Origin of the sequence: Paenibacillus sp. H1-7 (assembly GCF_022354825.1) — a bacterium.
Taxonomy (GTDB): Bacteria; Bacillota; Bacilli; order Paenibacillales; family NBRC-103111; genus Paenibacillus_S.
The window spans coordinates 7,205,084-7,220,539 of sequence record NZ_CP031168.1 but is presented as its reverse complement, the minus strand read 5'-3'; the positions used below and the strand labels follow the sequence as shown (position 1 = coordinate 7,220,539).

13 protein-coding genes are annotated in these 15,456 nt (G+C 51.5%); 9 read left to right on the top strand and 4 right to left on the bottom strand.

Annotation, left to right across the window (positions count from 1 at the left end):
- The first annotated feature begins 21 nt into the window (after positions 1-21).
- Positions 22-2,331 (top strand): helix-turn-helix domain-containing protein, encoded by a 2,310-nt coding sequence (locus DVH26_RS31775; RefSeq protein WP_239629332.1) that lies wholly within the window; start codon positions 22-24, stop codon positions 2,329-2,331.
- Between the two features lie 35 nt (positions 2,332-2,366).
- Here the strand turns inward: DVH26_RS31775 and DVH26_RS31770 are convergent, their stop codons facing one another.
- Positions 2,367-3,392 carry an alpha/beta hydrolase family protein gene (locus DVH26_RS31770; RefSeq protein WP_239629330.1) on the bottom strand — a complete coding sequence of 342 codons (1,026 nt, stop codon included), beginning with the start codon at positions 3,390-3,392 and terminating at the stop codon, positions 2,367-2,369.
- A 612-nt stretch (positions 3,393-4,004) separates the two neighbouring features.
- Between DVH26_RS31770 and DVH26_RS31765 the strand changes: the two genes are divergently transcribed.
- From DVH26_RS31765 to DVH26_RS31740, 6 genes are all read left to right on the top strand, one after another.
- A complete protein-coding gene (locus tag DVH26_RS31765) occupies positions 4,005-4,586 on the top strand; it encodes a TetR/AcrR family transcriptional regulator (RefSeq protein ID WP_239635553.1) in 582 nt (193 codons plus the stop codon).
- A 31-nt stretch (positions 4,587-4,617) separates the two neighbouring features.
- Positions 4,618-5,487 (top strand): transporter substrate-binding domain-containing protein, encoded by an 870-nt coding sequence (locus tag DVH26_RS31760; RefSeq protein WP_239629328.1) that lies wholly within the window; start codon positions 4,618-4,620, stop codon positions 5,485-5,487.
- Between the two features lie 27 nt (positions 5,488-5,514).
- Positions 5,515-6,159 carry an amino acid ABC transporter permease gene (locus tag DVH26_RS31755; RefSeq protein WP_239629326.1) on the top strand — a complete coding sequence of 215 codons (645 nt, stop codon included), beginning with the start codon at positions 5,515-5,517 and terminating at the stop codon, positions 6,157-6,159.
- A 12-nt stretch (positions 6,160-6,171) separates the two neighbouring features.
- A complete protein-coding gene (locus DVH26_RS31750) occupies positions 6,172-6,924 on the top strand; it encodes an amino acid ABC transporter ATP-binding protein (RefSeq protein WP_239629324.1) in 753 nt (250 codons plus the stop codon).
- 41 nt (positions 6,925-6,965) lie between these two features.
- Positions 6,966-8,183 carry a M24 family metallopeptidase gene (locus DVH26_RS31745; RefSeq protein WP_239629322.1) on the top strand — a complete coding sequence of 406 codons (1,218 nt, stop codon included), beginning with the start codon at positions 6,966-6,968 and terminating at the stop codon, positions 8,181-8,183.
- Between the two features lie 366 nt (positions 8,184-8,549).
- Entirely contained in the window at positions 8,550-10,925 is a 2,376-nt protein-coding gene (locus tag DVH26_RS31740; protein WP_239629320.1) for a discoidin domain-containing protein, read from the top strand.
- A 63-nt stretch (positions 10,926-10,988) separates the two neighbouring features.
- On the opposite strand, the gene DVH26_RS31735 is transcribed toward DVH26_RS31740, so the two are convergent.
- Positions 10,989-13,049 (bottom strand): methyl-accepting chemotaxis protein, encoded by a 2,061-nt coding sequence (locus DVH26_RS31735; protein WP_239629318.1) that lies wholly within the window; start codon positions 13,047-13,049, stop codon positions 10,989-10,991.
- Positions 13,050-13,312: 263 nt separating this feature from the next.
- Between DVH26_RS31735 and DVH26_RS31730 the strand changes: the two genes are divergently transcribed.
- Entirely contained in the window at positions 13,313-13,765 is a 453-nt protein-coding gene (locus DVH26_RS31730) for a Fur family transcriptional regulator (RefSeq protein WP_239629316.1), read from the top strand.
- Between the two features lie 169 nt (positions 13,766-13,934).
- Positions 13,935-14,444, top strand: coding sequence for a hemerythrin domain-containing protein (locus tag DVH26_RS31725; RefSeq protein ID WP_239629314.1), 510 nt, complete (start codon positions 13,935-13,937; stop codon positions 14,442-14,444).
- A 190-nt stretch (positions 14,445-14,634) separates the two neighbouring features.
- Here the strand turns inward: DVH26_RS31725 and DVH26_RS31720 are convergent, their stop codons facing one another.
- Together DVH26_RS31720 and DVH26_RS31715 are read right to left on the bottom strand one after the other, a co-directional pair.
- Positions 14,635-15,090 carry an SRPBCC family protein gene (locus DVH26_RS31720; protein WP_239629311.1) on the bottom strand — a complete coding sequence of 152 codons (456 nt, stop codon included), beginning with the start codon at positions 15,088-15,090 and terminating at the stop codon, positions 14,635-14,637.
- On the bottom strand, positions 15,083-15,400 hold the full coding sequence (locus tag DVH26_RS31715; protein ID WP_239629309.1) for an ArsR/SmtB family transcription factor: 318 nt from the start codon (positions 15,398-15,400) through the stop codon (positions 15,083-15,085). Before DVH26_RS31715 ends, DVH26_RS31720 begins: the two co-directional genes overlap by 8 nt.
- Positions 15,401-15,456 lie beyond the last annotated feature (56 nt).

Genomic DNA, 15,456 nt, shown 5'->3' with positions numbered 1-15,456 from the left:
ATGAAGGAATGAGCATATGTGTTGAAGCTGAAGCTATCTCGTTATCAAGTTAAGCTGTTTACGTTATGCTTGCTGCTTGGCGCCATTCCTGTTGTGACGCTGGGCGTGTTCTCGTTTATGAAATCGTCTGCGCTGATCGAGAGCAAGGTGCTGAAAGGGAACGACCAGCTGCTTTTGCAAACGCAAACACAACTGGAAAACACGCTGAAGATTATAGACTTTTCGATTTTCCAGCTCAGTATTTCCCAGCAGGTGACGGATGTCCTCCGAGCTCCGATCGAGGCCAGAAATTATTCGTTAGTCGATAATTTGCTCGAGTCGATGCTGCGCATTCAAATTTACGAGCTGGGCATTCGTGATATGGAGCTGATCCATATGGATCAGCATTGGATTATTAACAACAAGGGCTACACTAAGCTGGAGGAGCCGGTCAAACCCGTTTATTCGGCTTTGTTCGCCCAGTCGGATAAGCCGATCAAGTGGGTGACTTTGCCGTCGAAAGATACAGAGAGCAATACGGCGCGCCCGGTCATTTATTTGGTCAAACGGTTCCCGAATTATGCCTCGCCCGCCGTCGCCATGCTCGTTACGCAAATGTCGACGCAGGAGCTATTTCGAACGCTCCCGAAGAGCGGCGAGCTCGGCTCCATCATGATATTGGACGACAAAGGAGCCGTTCTGGAGACGAATATGACGTCAGATGCCGAAAACACGGTGCGGGGGCTTCCTGTTATGGAAGACATACGGCATACTTCCCAGCCGAGCGGCTACTTAACCGGTCAGATCGGACAGGAGGAATTCGGGTTTACGTTCCGCAAGTCTCCTTATAACGGCTGGACGTACTTGTCCATCGTATCTCTTGACAGTATGAAAAGCGAATCCAAATCGATCGGATGGGCAACCTTCTGGGCTAGTATCGTGATCATCGTGCTGGTCATCTTGCTGTCTCTGAGCGGGACTAACAACTTGTACAGGCCGCTTAGATCTTTATACCAGAAGACGGCAAGTACGGAGGAAGCAACGGCAGGACAAGAGGACGGGCAGGATGAGTTTCAGGTTATCGAGCGCCGAATGAATCGCATGTCGCAGAGCTATCTGGACATAAGCAGCCACGTTCAGCAGCTCCGGCTCGAGCTGAAGCCGTACACGATGCTTAAGCTGGTTAAGGGCGAGCTGCCAGCGAAGCAGATTCCCGAGCAGCTGCAGCTGCCAGATCGGCAGAGGCATCCGGAATGGCTCGCGGTAGCGGCCATTCAGATCGGCTCGCTCGCAGGCACACGGTTCGGGGAAGGCGATCGGGAGCTGCTGTTATATGCTATAGGCAACATCGTAGAGGATACGATTCCGTCCGATCAGCGCTTGCATCCGATCGTCATGGATCAGTCGCAAATAACGGTGATCAGCGGTCGCAGCGATTCGATCGACGACTTCAAGCGATCGTTGTCCAGCCTGATCGAGCAGGTTCAAGAAAACGTGCTGACGTATCTCGGTATTCCGATCAGCGCGGGAATTAGCCGGCCGTATACGTCGTATGAAGAAACGCCCAAAGCGTATGCGGAAGGGCTGAACGCCCTGAAATACCGGATTACGAAGGAATCGGAATCGATTCTGTTTATCGAGGCCGAGGAGCCGGAAACTCAAATGGTGCTGTTTCCCGAGCACCTGGTGAAGCAGCTGGTCGAAGCGGTGAAATTTGCGGACGAGAAGCGCGCTCATCAACTGCTGCGGGAGTTTCTGCAAATTTTGTCCAATCGCGAGCTAAGCCACAATCAGATGCAAAATTGGCTCATGAAGCTGCTGCTCGATTTATTCTACATCCCGGATCAGCCGAATGCGACATTCTCGCCTCTCGATAAGAAGAGCGCGCTGCCTTTGTATGAGCAGCTGAAGCGGCTGAATACGGTAGAGGAGATTGAGCAATGGTTCAAGGAGCAAATCATCCTGCCCATTATTGAGACGGAAGAGGACAACAAGGAAGCGCCGTTTCAAAAAATATCGAACGAAGTGATACGTATCATTCAGACGGAATACGACCGAGCTCTGACGTTGGAGGAGTGCGCGTCGCGGCTGAATTACCATTCCAGCTATCTACGGCGAGCGCTTAAGAAAAGCTTAAACGTTAATTTTACGGAATACTTGCTTGCTTATCGGATGGACATCGCCAAGAAATGGCTGACAGAGACGGAAATGAAGGTGGCGGATATTGCACAACGGCTGCAGTATAACAACCCGCAAAACTTTATCCGCTATTTCAAGAAAGCTACCGGCATGACGCCGGGACAATACAGAGGAAAGTGGCTCAGCGAGCAAAGCGGGGAGGAGCATGCGTAGCATGCGCTCTCCGCTTTGCTTTTGTTATGGACCGCCTAAGCCATCAGCTGCCGTACGAGCCAGTCGAAGGAAGCTCGTCCGGACACCTCGTGCTTGCCGGGATGAATATCTTGTTCGAGGCGGCTATCGCTGCCCAACACGCTGTATACGGTCCGGAGCCGCTTGATCGCCTTCATTGCGCCGGCTACGGGAAAGCCGGCATCCTCCAGTCCCGTTTCAATAAACAGCGGGCGAGGGGCGATCAGCCCGAACAAGTCCGGCATATCCGCATAGCTCAGCAGCTCCGGTATGTAATTATCGGAGCAATGAGGTTTGGCCAACAGACTGTCGCGATACGTGTTCGTGTACCCGCTGATGACCGCCGCGCGGATTCGTTCGTCCACAGCCGCCGTCAGCCCCATGACAAGACCGCCGCCGGAGAAGCCCATACAGCCGATCCGGTCTGCAGCGGCTTCCGGTTGCTCTTGCAAGTAATCTACGCAGCACATCATTTCGTGCACCCGATAGCCGGCCAATGTCCGGCCGATCATCAGCAGGTTTGTCGCCAGCCGAAAGCAGGACGTCTCCTTCGCTTCTTTGCCGGCGTCGTTCGCCGTCCGCCGGCTGCCGAGACCGAGCATCTCGGGGACGACGACGATACACCCGCGCCGCACCAGTTCAATCGGGTAGTCTTTGTAAATACCCGGTTCGCCGCTGCGGGTGCTTCCATCGGGGAGTAAGCCGACGAGCTCCTTGCTTCCGTAGCCGTGTCCGGGGCAGGCAATGACAGCCGCTGCGGGAGCCTTAAGCTTCTTCGGCTTCAGCACGTAGCAAGGCATCGTCAGGTGAGGGGCGGTTTCCAATTGAATGAGCTCGCGCACATAGTCGCCGCAATCCGTCTTTTCGAGCAGGACGGGGCTTAACGATGCCCGGCTCCGATCGGGCAAGGCGAGCTTTTGAACAAGAACTTCCTTTAGAGAGGCTCTCCATTCGCTCCACTGCTCTTGGTCGACGGCGCTGAAGCTGTACTTCGGCGGTTCACTGAATACCAATTGCTCAAGAAAGGCGTCGGGGTTCCACATCCGGTTCATTCTCCCTGTTCGATATAATGGCCGAGAGGATTGCACGCGGCTCGGCATCCTCTATCATTGTACCGGCATCCCTCCGTACATGAAATAATCATTACAGGGACATTGCAAATCCCCTGCCGGCCTGACGAATTGCCGCTTGGACAGCCTCTCGATAATCCTGAGATGACAGCGTAATAATCATGATAGAGAGGAGGGATCCGTCGGAAGCGGGAAGGGGATGAGCAATTCGTAGCGGTTGACCACAAGCGCTACTCCGGCAACAGCCGGATCCAAAATAGTAACCCAACTAATCAACCCGGAAAATGCACTTATAAAATAGCAGCTTAGTGAAAAGGAGGCTCTCATCAAGAAGCCTCTTTTCATCATTTAGACGGACTTTGCTAACTGGGCAATGAGCAGAAGCGTTATCAGCTTGTAACGTTTTTTTCAACCATTATGAATGTGGTGTCGGTGCATTGAGCATATTATTACTTGACTATAGGAACTTCTTATACTATAGTAACCCTATCGGATTTAGACTTAACTGACTCGTCAGTTAATAGAAGGGGGCTTATGAAACTGTCATCACAATTGTACGAAGAACAGGCTCGCGAGCAGATTTTGATGGATACGGCTTTAGAGCTGTTTGCACGCAAAGGGTATCACAATACGAAGATTTCGGACGTGGTCAAAGCAGCGGGCGTGTCGCAGGGAACGTTTTATTGGTATTTTGAAGGCAAAGAGCAGATGGCGGTCCGATTGATCGAGAACGGCAGAGAGAAGCTGACCCAAGTCATTGAACAAGGCTATCGTAACCATGCAGGCTCCGTGGACGATATGATCAGCTCTTCTGCAAGATTGTTGACGGATTTGTTCGAATTCGCCGACAGCAACCGGAATTTGATGGCATTTTTACTTATCAAAGGCCAAGGCGCAGACCCGTTAGTCCGGGAAGCGGTGTCGGAGACATGGATTGCCTTCGAGGAAGCGTTCAAGAGCAATGTAAACCGCGCCATCGAGCTGAAGATGCTCCCGCAGTTCACAGACGTATCGCTTCGAGTCAATATACTCGTTTCCTTAATAACAGGCGTTCTTACCAAGTGGTTGTTCGGGCCTATGCACGATGTGGATTATACCTCCGCGTACTCGCCCTCGGAAATTGCCGAGGAAACGGCGCGATTCGAATTCCGGGGATTGTTAGGTTAACAAATACAATAACATATAGGGGTGTCAGAAGATGTCATTCAAGGTGAAACCAATACTTAAAGCTGTATCGCTGCTTACTATCGTCGGTCTGGTTTTAGCGGGTTGCGGAAAATCAGCCGGGCAGCCAGGGGCCAATCCTGCAGGAGACAATAAAAACACGCAAGCCGCATCTCCGGCTTCAGCGAACCTGCTTGAGCAAATCAAGAAAAACGGCAAAATCAAAGTCGGTTTGATGGGTACTTACGCTCCATATAACTTTTTGAATGACAAGAAGGAAGTGGACGGCTATGATGCCGACATTGCCAAGAATGTCGCTAAGAAGCTTGGTGTAGAGGCCGAATTCATTACCGGCGAATTTTCCGGGCTGATCGAAGGGCTGCAAAAGGAAAAGTACGACGTTCTGATAAGCCAGGTAACCATTACCGATGACCGCAAGAAAACAATGGATTTCTCCATTCCTTACATCAAGAACTCGATAAATGTCGTAGTAAAGAACGATAATACGGCCATTAAATCTGTTGACGATTTCAAAGGCAAAAAGATCGGGATCGGCCTAGGTACGAACGATGAGAAATATTTGCGTGAAGTCGCTATGCCGAAGGTCGGCAATTTTGAAATCGCCACGTACAACGATGTCATTACTTCCTTGACGGACCTGAACGTCGGAAGAATTGACGCGACTATCAACAATATGTTTGCCCTGAAGCCTCTGATCGAGAAAAACAAATTAAATATTAAAGCGGTCGGTGAGCCGATCAAGGAAGATTTCGCAGGGGTAGCTACCCGCAAAAACAATCCGGAATTGGTGGAGGCCGTCAACAAAGCCTTGAACGAAATGAAAACCGACGGAACGCTCAAGCAAATTCACCAGAAATGGTTTGGGGTCGATCCGAGCTTTTAAGCAATAATGCCTTAGGAGGCAGCATGAATGGAACTCGTTTTAGATAACATAGGCTATCTGCTCAAAGGCGCCTATTATACTTTGCTCATCACAGCCGTCTCGATGTTCTTCGGATTTTTTATCGCTCTGATCGTTGCTATCGCCCGTTTGAAAGGAAACGGGCTGATTCGCAATTTGGCGCGAGGATATGTTTCTATCATCCGGGGAACACCGATCATCGTACAAATTTTCATTATTTATTACGGTCTGCCGGATTACGGTATTACGCTGGGACCGCTCACAGCGGCCTATATTTCACTAAGCATCAATATCGGAGCCTATCTGTCCGAGACATTCCGGGGTGCAATTCTGTCTGTGCCTAAAGGACAGACGGAAGCGGCTTTATCGTTGGGCTTGTCCCCTTGGCAAACGATGCGTAAGATTATTCTTCCGCAGGCGGCGCGAGTGGCGATTCCGCCCATGGGCAATACTTTTATAGGCATGCTGAAAGAGACATCGCTTGTTTCCATCGTGACGGTGACCGAGCTGCTGCGCTCAGCCCAGCTGCTTATTGCGCAATATTATGTCGCCATGCCTTTTTACATTGCGATTGCTCTCATGTACTGGCTGATGAGCATGTTCTTCTCCAACATTCTTGACCGCATCGAGAAAAAATTATCAAAGGCTTATTAAGGGTGTGTCAGTATGATAGAAATAAACCATCTTAGTAAACAATTCGATGCATTGACGGTGCTGCAGGATATTCATCTTCAAATTCGTCCGCAAGAAATTGTTGTCCTTCTGGGTCCCAGCGGTTCGGGGAAAAGCACGCTGCTTCGATGCCTGAACGGTCTTGAAGAGCCTACTTCAGGATCGATTCGCGTAGGCGATGTCCTGTGGGATGGCACAATGAAGCCTCAGGCGAAGAAGCAAGCCATTCGGGATATTCGCAGTTTAACCGGGATGGTGTTTCAGTCCTTTAATTTATTTCCGCATATGACCGTGCTGGAGAATGTAATTACCGCTCCCGTGACTGTGAAAAATATGTCCAAGGAGCAGGCAATCGAGCTCGCCGAATCCTTATTGAGCAAAGTCGGCCTTGCGGAGAAGAAGCATGAGTATCCTTCCCGCCTCTCCGGCGGCCAGCAGCAAAGGGTTGCGATTGCCCGTTCGCTGGCGATGCAGCCGCAGATCATGCTGTTCGACGAGCCGACCTCCGCGCTCGATCCGGAATTGACCGGCGAGGTCCTGGCGGTAATGAAGCAACTCGCTACCGAGGGCATGACGATGATAGTGGTTACGCACGAAATGAAATTTGCCCAAGAGGTGGCGAACCGGGTTATCTTTATGAGCGAAGGAGTCATCCAGGAGGAAGGAGCTCCGGATGAGTTCTTTGCCAAGCCGCAAACCGAGCGGGCTCGTAAATTTTTACGGCAGATGGCACATGAGTCAGATTAACAAACGGAGATGGGACAGCCCAATCCGAAGGAGTTGAGATTGTGGTCCATATCGATCCGGATCATTTAACAAACATTGCAGAGCGAGCCCGATTGATTATGGAGAACGAACAGATCGACGCTCTGGTTGCTTCAAGCTGTGAAAACTTTTACTACCTTTCCGGTCACCAAAGCGCATTTATGTATACTTTGCGCATGAGCGAGGTGGCGCTTGCCGTCCTGTTTCGCGATCCGTCCCGTAAGACGATGCTGATCATGAATGATTTCGAAGCGGCCGGGGTTCCGAACGATTTGTCCCAATGCGAAGTACGAACATACCCTACCTGGGTGGATGTGGATGACCCGTTAGGTTTGATCGGTGAGAAGTTCGAGGGCAAACGGCCGGTTTCTCCCCAAGCCGAGGAAATGTTCGGGGTACTCAATCAAGTTCTTGAAGATTACGGAATTTCCCGCGGAAAAATCGCCGTCGAGCTAAACTCGATGCGATACCCGTCCGTCATGGCGCTGCGGAAGTCCTGTCCGGAAATAGCGGAGCTGGTGGAAGCCGGTCCTCTATTCACCAAGCTGCGCGCGATAAAAACGCCTTGGGAAATCAGTCAGCTGCGTAAGGCTTGCGATTATGCGGAGGCAGGTATCACTACCACGGTGCGTGAAATTGAGGTAGGCAGCTCCGCCGCGGAGATCGTGGAAGCTTTCCGCAAAGCCTTGCTGAAGAATCCGGATGGCTCGACCGCACGGTTTCATATGGTTTCCGTAGGAGCCAATTTTGCTCCGGCGCATGTATTCGATACCCGTCCGAGTGAACGAGGAGACCTCATTAAGTTTGACGTCGGCGTCGATGTGGCCGGATACGGCTCCGATATCGCCCGCACCTTCGTGCTTGGTCCTCCATCGGATATAGTGAAGCGGATCTACAGCGCATTAAGGGCGGGACACGACCGTCTGCTGCAGGTGATCGAGCCGGGGATGCCGATGAAGAGAGCCTTTGAGGAGGTCATGATTCTGATTCGCTCCTCGGGCTTGGACAATTACAACCGCGGCCATCTCGGCCACAGCGCGGGTTTAAGCCTAGCCGCCGAAGAGGCGCCTTTCCTCAGTCCGTCCGAGGCCGCCGTATTTCAGCCGGGCATGGTCATTTGCCTGGAGACGCCGTACTACGGCCATGGTTTAGGCTCGATCATGATCGAGGATATGGTGCTGGTCACCGAGAATGGCTGCGAGAGGCTTAACCGGCTAACAACGGATCTAGTTTCGCTATAAAATCGCTGCGTTCTACCGCGGCTTCAATCTAGGGTAAAACGAACCTCTGTCGGGGTCGATCCTCTGTCGGGATGGACTTCGATAGAGTTTTTTTTGGGACGTTTCCACGAAGATAATTTAATACAAATTGAAGGATATTTTAACTATATCCATCTTTGTTCACTCAAGATACAATGTGCTTATGAAACTGATGGGAGGTGGAAGGATGGTATAATTCCGACTCTTTGCACAGGAGTCATAGGCAATCCGAATACTATTTTTCTCATTGTTGAAAACGCTTACTTTTCTTGGTTTAAGATTAACGGACATGCAGTCAGCAGCACAGCCAATCCTCCAGCCGATGGAGATCCAAACAAAGAGGGATCGATGATGTTGACTTTCAAAGCAAGGTTAAACGGCACAAGCTCCCGGCGCAAATCGTTTGCCTGCCAAGCCTTCGTCGTTGCGCTAGGGCTTATGCTTGCCTTTCTTGCGCTTCTTCCGGGCAATCCCGTCAAAGCGGCCGGACCGATGGTGATGGACAGCTACGCAGGCCCCGTCACTCAGAACGAAATCAATTCGTTTAAAGCTTACGTGAACGACCTTCAGCCTGTCGTTTGGCCTAATACGACCCGAATGCAGACCGAATACGCCCAAGGCAAAAGCGGCGAAGCGATCAAAGCGATGGGACTCGTGTACGAATTGTCCGGCGATACGCAGATTTTGGACCGGATGATCTACTTCTGCGACGTGCTCTTATCGCAACGTAATGACCTGCTCGCCGCTCCTTACGGACAACGCACGGTGTGGACCAATACGATTGCTCCCGTATGGCCGGGCAACGAGACAGGCGTTGCGAGCGCGGATTCAGCCAATGGTGATCCGGTCGGACATCTTGCCGCTTGCGCCAAGTATATTTTGAAAACGCCTACAATCTGGAACACAACGGTTCCGATTGGCGATACGTTCGGCTACGGCGCTACGTACAAGCAGCGTGCGGATAAATTTTTAGCGGAAGCCGATTATGTTGCCAATAATTTCATCTTGTCGGACCTGCTTGACTTGTCCAATGGCAACAAGCAATATTTTTCGGCAGCATCTCCTTATATGACCGGCGGCGCGCTGCCTTGGAATCAGCAAATGATGATTAATTACGGCTTCCAAAATCTTGCCGAAGCCTATCAGCTTGTCGGCGGCAATTCGGCGAAGGTCGCCCAATACGACGGCATTGTGCAGACGAGCATGAACTGGTTTTTCAACGATAGCACGGTGAAGCAGACGTTAACGGGCCCTACCGGCAGAACGATTTACGACTGGGGCTACAACCCTGGGTTAATTACAGGTGAAGACAGCAGCCATGGAAGCCTGGATGCAGCCGGCTTTTACCGCGCTTATTTAAGCGGCCGTTACGGAATTACACCGGCGATGCTGCAGCCTATTGCCAACGCGTTCGTCGATGTGATGATCAAGGGACCGAATTATTTCGCGGGAAGAATTAACGGGACGGACGGCTCCGGCAACAGCGGTTCGACCTCTTACGCGAGAGCGGGATTCATTTTCATGTCGTCTTTGCGTCCGGATATGTATTATACGGTGGCCAACGCGAATGTGCCGAATTTCCAGACTACCGGCACCGACACCTTCTCCAGAATGCTATGGGCCAAAAATTACCGGTACGTCAACGGCATCACCGACGCGCAGCAGCCGACGGCTCCGAGCAATTTGACAGCCCTGCCGGCGACGCCTACGCAAATTAATTTGAGCTGGACCGCATCTACGGATAATACGGGAGTATTCCTATATGACATTTACCGCGGAACGGTTCGGATCGCTTCTACCTCGGCCACTTCGTACAGCGATACAGGGCTGACTACTTCGACCTCCTACAGCTATTCCGTCAAAGCAAGAGACGCGGCGGGGAACATATCGCCTGTCAGCAATACGGCTGCGGCCACGACTCAGCCGACAGGCCCGACGACGAACCTGGCGTTGAACCGTACTTACAGCGCATCGTCCACCTGGAGCTTAACGTATAGTGCCGACAAAGCGTTTGACGGCAGCATAGGAACAAGATGGTCCGCTGCGAGCGGCTCGACGTCGAATCAATGGGTGACCATCGATTTCGGCGCCGTTATCCCGTTCGATCGTGCCGTGATCAAGGAAGCAACATTTCAGCGCGTTACCTCCTACAAGCTCCAATCGTCCAATGACGGCACTACGTTTACCGATATTGCCGGTACGGCAGGGACGACTATCGGTGCCAGCAAAACGATTGACTTCGCCGAAACGAACGCCCGTTACTTGAGAGTGCTCATCCCTACGGCAAGCGCCGTTCCGACGATTGATGAAATCGAAGTGTACCGTATTTACGGCAACCTTGCTTTAAACAAAGCTTATAATTCTTCCACTTCATGGAGCACGACTTATGCCGCGGACAAAGCGTTTGACGGCAGCACCTCTACCCGCTGGTCTTCAGCGCAGAACAGCTTCAACGATCAATGGCTTCAGGTTGATTTGGGCGCAGGCTCCGAGTTCAGCCGGGTTGTCATTAAAGAGACGTCTTTTCAGAGAGTAACGTCTTACAAGCTGCAGTCGTCCAATGACGGCACCACGTTCACGGATATCCCGGGCACAGCCGGTACGACGATCGGCACGAGCAAAACCATAACATTCCCTGCCGTGACATCCCAATATGTACGTCTGTACATCGGCACAGCCACCAACGAGCCGTCCATTAATGAAATGGAAGTGTACTACCAATAAGCAGAAAAAAAGGTTCGGGGGTATAAGCCTCCGAACCTTGCTTGTTGTGTTATAACCGGATCGTTACTCCGTCTTAAACTTCGACGCCGCCTCGGCAAGCTCCTTGGTCAAGGAGTCTATCGTCTCGACCATGCCGGCGAGCTGCTGCACCATGGCGGATTGCTCCTGCATCGTGGCGGTCACTTCCTCCACGGAGGCGGATACCTCCTCGCCGGTAGCGGACAAGCTTTGTGCGGACTCGAGCACCTCGTCCTTTTCCTTTGCCATTCCGGATACATCGCCGGCCATGCCGGCAATCTGGTCTTTGATCTCGGAAATGTTCCGGAATATGGTCCGGAAAGCCTCGCTTGTCCGCTCCACATACTGATCCTGCAATGCGGCCAGCTTGCGGATTTCATCTACGCTCGCGTTATTTTGACTGACGAACGAGAGGTTCTGCTGGATAATGACGTGAATCTCGTTAGACTGCTTGGAGCTTTGCTCCGCCAGCTTGCGGATCTCCGACGCAACGACAGCGAAGCCGCGGCCATGCTCCCCTGCTCTCGCCGCTTCGATCGAAGCGTTCAATGCCAGCAAATTCGTCTGATTGGCAATGTCCGCGATAGTGCCTGTAATATTGCTGATCTGATTCGAGCTGTGCTGCAGATTGTGGGTAATCTCCGAAATCGTCTGGACTTCCTGTTCGTTGCTATTTTTGATTTGAATCAGTTGATTGACGACGTCCTCGCTCGAGTGAAATACCTCGGCAATGTGCTCCGCCCGTTCCCGAATCGACTCCGCTTTCTCGGTAAGAAAGCCGAATTGTTCGCCGAAACTGTAGAACTTCTCAACAATCTGTCCGGTATCGTGAGCTTGCGATTCCATGGCATTCGCGATTTCCGTGCTCGTAGTCGTTGTCTCGGCAATGGAAACGGCGGTCTGCTTGGCGGAATGGTCCAGCTCGTCAGTGCTCTGGTTCAACACATGAATCGAGTTGTTCATATTGGTAATCAGCATCTTTTGCTGATGGATCATCGTATGGAAGCTGTCGGCCAGCTGCTTCATTTCGCTTGAATACTTACCGGTTGCCCTTACTGTCAAATCCCCTTGAGCCAGCTGCTTGAACGCTTGAGTCAATCTGACGATCGGGCTCGTGATGTATCGGGAAAGGAGCAGTCCGATTACCATGGCCGAGATCAGGGCAATGACGGTAATCAGGATAACCCGGTTCATCATGCTGTACATCGGCTGATTGATGTCATCGTATGTGTCTGACACTACGACGACCCAGTCGGATGACGGAATTTTCGTATAACGGATATAGGAGTCGCCTGCTTCTATATCGCCTTGGATGATATCGTCTGTTGCTTTTTGCGCCAAGAATGCCTTCAAGCCATCCGCTTCCACTTGTTTACCGATTTGACTTGGATTTAACGAATGATACAAGGTAATGCCGGACCGGCTCATAATGGTTACGTAACCATGTTCATTAATTCGGATGCCTTCCAATTTGGACGTGAAAAATTGACTGTTAACCGTCGCGATGTAGACGCCTAGCACCTTACCGGATTTATCGAAAATAGGCTGGGCGAAGGGTACGACCAGTTTGCTGCTGCTGCGTGACACGACCGCATCGCTAATAAAACGCTTTCCTTTAACGGCTTCTTGAAAATACTCCCTGTCGGCCATACTCGCTTTGATCACGTTCTCGTCCGTACTGGCGACGACGACTCCCTTGGAATCCAACACGGCAAACAATTCGGTGTCGGGCGCCCCCTTGAGGCTCGCTGCCAACGTTTCGTTCGCTTTAACCCAAATCGCATTATCCCTGGAGAAAAAGGCGTTCTCATTGCTCTGCATCGCCTCGCGGGTTGTCAGCAGGTCACTGAATGTGGTGTGAGCCGATGCGAGATAGACCGATTGCTCCTGCAATTGCACGGCTGTCCACAAGCCTTCGCCGATCCGGTCGCCGCTTGATGCCATGTTGTCTTTGGCCTCGCTCATGATAAGTCGGCTTCCGAAATTGTACACCGACATGCTCGTGCCGAGCAGCGCTGCGACTACCAGCAGACTGATAAAAAGAGGAAGCTTTACTTTCAGCGATACGTTGCTCATTCGATGGATCCAATTCCTGTTGTTAGTCATGCTGTTCTCTCTCCCAAGATGGTTTATAGTTCTAACGGATTATATCGGCATCCAGGACATGTACTTTGAGAGGAGGGACTGAGGTAATACTTTGAAAAACCTGGATTAAAATAGTATTTATGGAGTGGGGAGCTTGAGGGGCGGGTCTGCAAGCCCATTTCATCAAACCTTCATCTATTCTTCATGTTGGAGGAAAAGGGAAGTGTTACAATGATTTATATTAAGTCTAAATATAAATTAAGGATGTTGAGGAGGGAATCGGTATGAACGTAACGTTACAATATGCATCCGAGCGGCTCGTAGAGGAGGGAATTCGTATTACAAGGCAGCGTGAGCTGATTTTGCAATATGTATATGGAGAGAAGGCATTGTCGCACCCTTCCGCGGAGCAGCTTTTTGAAACGATATACGCCGATCACCCCAAAGTGGTCAGCTTGCCGACCGTGTATAAAAATATCCGCGTGCTCCGGCAGCTCGGACTGCTGAACGAATTGTATATCGGACAGAACGGTATCGCCCGGTACGATAAGCTGCTTCATCCTCATCATCACTTGCATTGCACATGCTGCGGTTCCATTTCCGATGTGGTACCGGCACTTTGGATCCAGCAGGAGGCGCCTGCGGGATTTCAGGTCGACCACGTCTATGTGGAAATATCCGGTACTTGCGAGTCCTGCCGCGCCAAGCAGAGCAGTAATTTGGCCATTGCGATGTAAGAGGTAAGAGGTAAGTTCGTGTTCAAGGCAGCGCAATTGTGCACTTTGCTCATGCACACGATCAGCGGAAAAAATGTCATAAGAACGTGATGCTTCGCACAGCGAAGCGAACGGCGATCCGTTACACTGGACTTAGAAAGCCATTTCTAACTAGGGGTGGAGCGCTGTGATGACTATGAATGTTTTGTTTGCCGGAAAGTTCGAAAAAGAGGATCCGAAACCATGGGACGGTGCTCTGGAGCAGCTGCGCTGCGAGCATCAGCAATTGCGTGAAATCATTCACAATATGGAGCGAAACGCCAGAACGATGCAGCATCAGCGGCAAACGCCGTCCCGCGTGCAACTGATGGCATTGATCAAGGAAACCGAGGAGCTCGTAAGGCAACTGGAACGGCATTCGGAATGGGAAGCGTCGGAATTGTTCCCTATGCTGACCGAGCAGCCCGTCGGAGGGCCGGAGTATGTGACCTCCCTTTGGATGCTGGAGAAGGAGCATCAGCTTGCCGATGTGTTTTTTGCTTCTTTTTACAAGGAGATGCAGGTGATTGAAGATTGCCCGGGCCAGGCGTGCCTGGGTCAGGCGCTGAACCATTTGTACCAGGCATGCCGCGTCGTGCGGGACCATCTGGAGTCGGAGGAAGAGATGCTGCTGCCTTTGCTTGCGACAGGAGAGGGCTGACATTAGCCGCCGCCAAACCGCTAACAAATGGAAAGCTGTCAGCCCGGGATGAGGGAGGACAGCTTTTTTACTCTGCAAACCAGCGCTATCTTTGACAGGCGTCGACACAGGTCTTCCCGCGTGGGAACGTTCAAGTCCGTCGATGCAATAAGGTGAATCGGGGATTTTTCTGTGCTAAGGGAAGGTGCAGCTACACGGTAACTACCGGCAGCGTAGCTCCTGTTTCCAGCAGCGTCTTCAAATTGCTCATCACCGCAGGCCATCCGTTATTGTACCCTTCGAACGTATCGTCCTTCTCCACGATATCGCTTGGCAGCAGCTTGTCGTGCTTAAGCGTTAATTTGACCGTCGTCCCCATCGGCTTCAGCTCGAAGGTAACCCGTGTCGGCTGCTCACGAACCGTATTGTCGCCTACATAAGTCCATGTAAAAGAAAGAAGGCGGTGCGGTTCGGCCTTCAGCACGGTTCCATAATCGGTAACCTTCCCGTTACGCGAATAAGTGACTGACGAGCCTTCCTGCCAATCGGATTCAATCTTGCTTCCGAAAAAATATTGCTCTGTAAACTCGGTGCTGGTCAAAGCTTCCCACAGCTTCTCCGGTGTCGTTGCGATGTAGGTCACATAAACAAAAGTCGTATCAGACATGGTGATCCTCCTCCAATTTGCTCTTCAGCTCGCGCAAGGCCTCGACCCGATGACGGTCGTATTTACCGATCCAACGGTCGTATATCTCTCCAATGGGAGCGGCGTTAAGGTAGTGAAGCTTATTTCTGCCGTGCCACTCGACAATGACCAGGCCGGCTTCCTCCAAAAGGAGAAGGTGCTTGGTCACGGACTGACGGGTCATTTCGAGACGATCGCACAGCTCGCTTAACGTTTGGCCGTTTTTCACAAAAAGCTGATCGAGGAGCTGCCTCCTCGTGGAATCGGCAAGTGCCTTGAAAATGTTGTCCATGTCCCTATTATATGCAACCATTTGGCTGCATGTCTAATCGCCACCGGTCATTTGTT

Bases quoted from the DNA above. Each gene is read 5' to 3' on its own strand.
- DVH26_RS31770 (WP_239629330.1), bottom strand. From the start codon at position 3,392: ATGTGGAACCCCGACGCCTTTCTTGAGCAATTGGTATTCAGTGAACCG.
- DVH26_RS31765 (WP_239635553.1), top strand. From the start codon at position 4,005: ATGGATACGGCTTTAGAGCTGTTTGCACGCAAAGGGTATCACAATACG.
- DVH26_RS31760 (WP_239629328.1), top strand. From the start codon at position 4,618: ATGTCATTCAAGGTGAAACCAATACTTAAAGCTGTATCGCTGCTTACT.
- DVH26_RS31755 (WP_239629326.1), top strand. From the start codon at position 5,515: ATGGAACTCGTTTTAGATAACATAGGCTATCTGCTCAAAGGCGCCTAT.
- DVH26_RS31750 (WP_239629324.1), top strand. From the start codon at position 6,172: ATGATAGAAATAAACCATCTTAGTAAACAATTCGATGCATTGACGGTG.
- DVH26_RS31740 (WP_239629320.1), top strand. From the start codon at position 8,550: ATGATGTTGACTTTCAAAGCAAGGTTAAACGGCACAAGCTCCCGGCGC.
- DVH26_RS31735 (WP_239629318.1), bottom strand. From the start codon at position 13,049: ATGACTAACAACAGGAATTGGATCCATCGAATGAGCAACGTATCGCTG.
- DVH26_RS31730 (WP_239629316.1), top strand. From the start codon at position 13,313: ATGAACGTAACGTTACAATATGCATCCGAGCGGCTCGTAGAGGAGGGA.
- DVH26_RS31725 (WP_239629314.1), top strand. From the start codon at position 13,935: ATGACTATGAATGTTTTGTTTGCCGGAAAGTTCGAAAAAGAGGATCCG.
- DVH26_RS31720 (WP_239629311.1), bottom strand. From the start codon at position 15,090: ATGTCTGATACGACTTTTGTTTATGTGACCTACATCGCAACGACACCG.
- DVH26_RS31715 (WP_239629309.1), bottom strand. From the start codon at position 15,400: ATGGACAACATTTTCAAGGCACTTGCCGATTCCACGAGGAGGCAGCTC.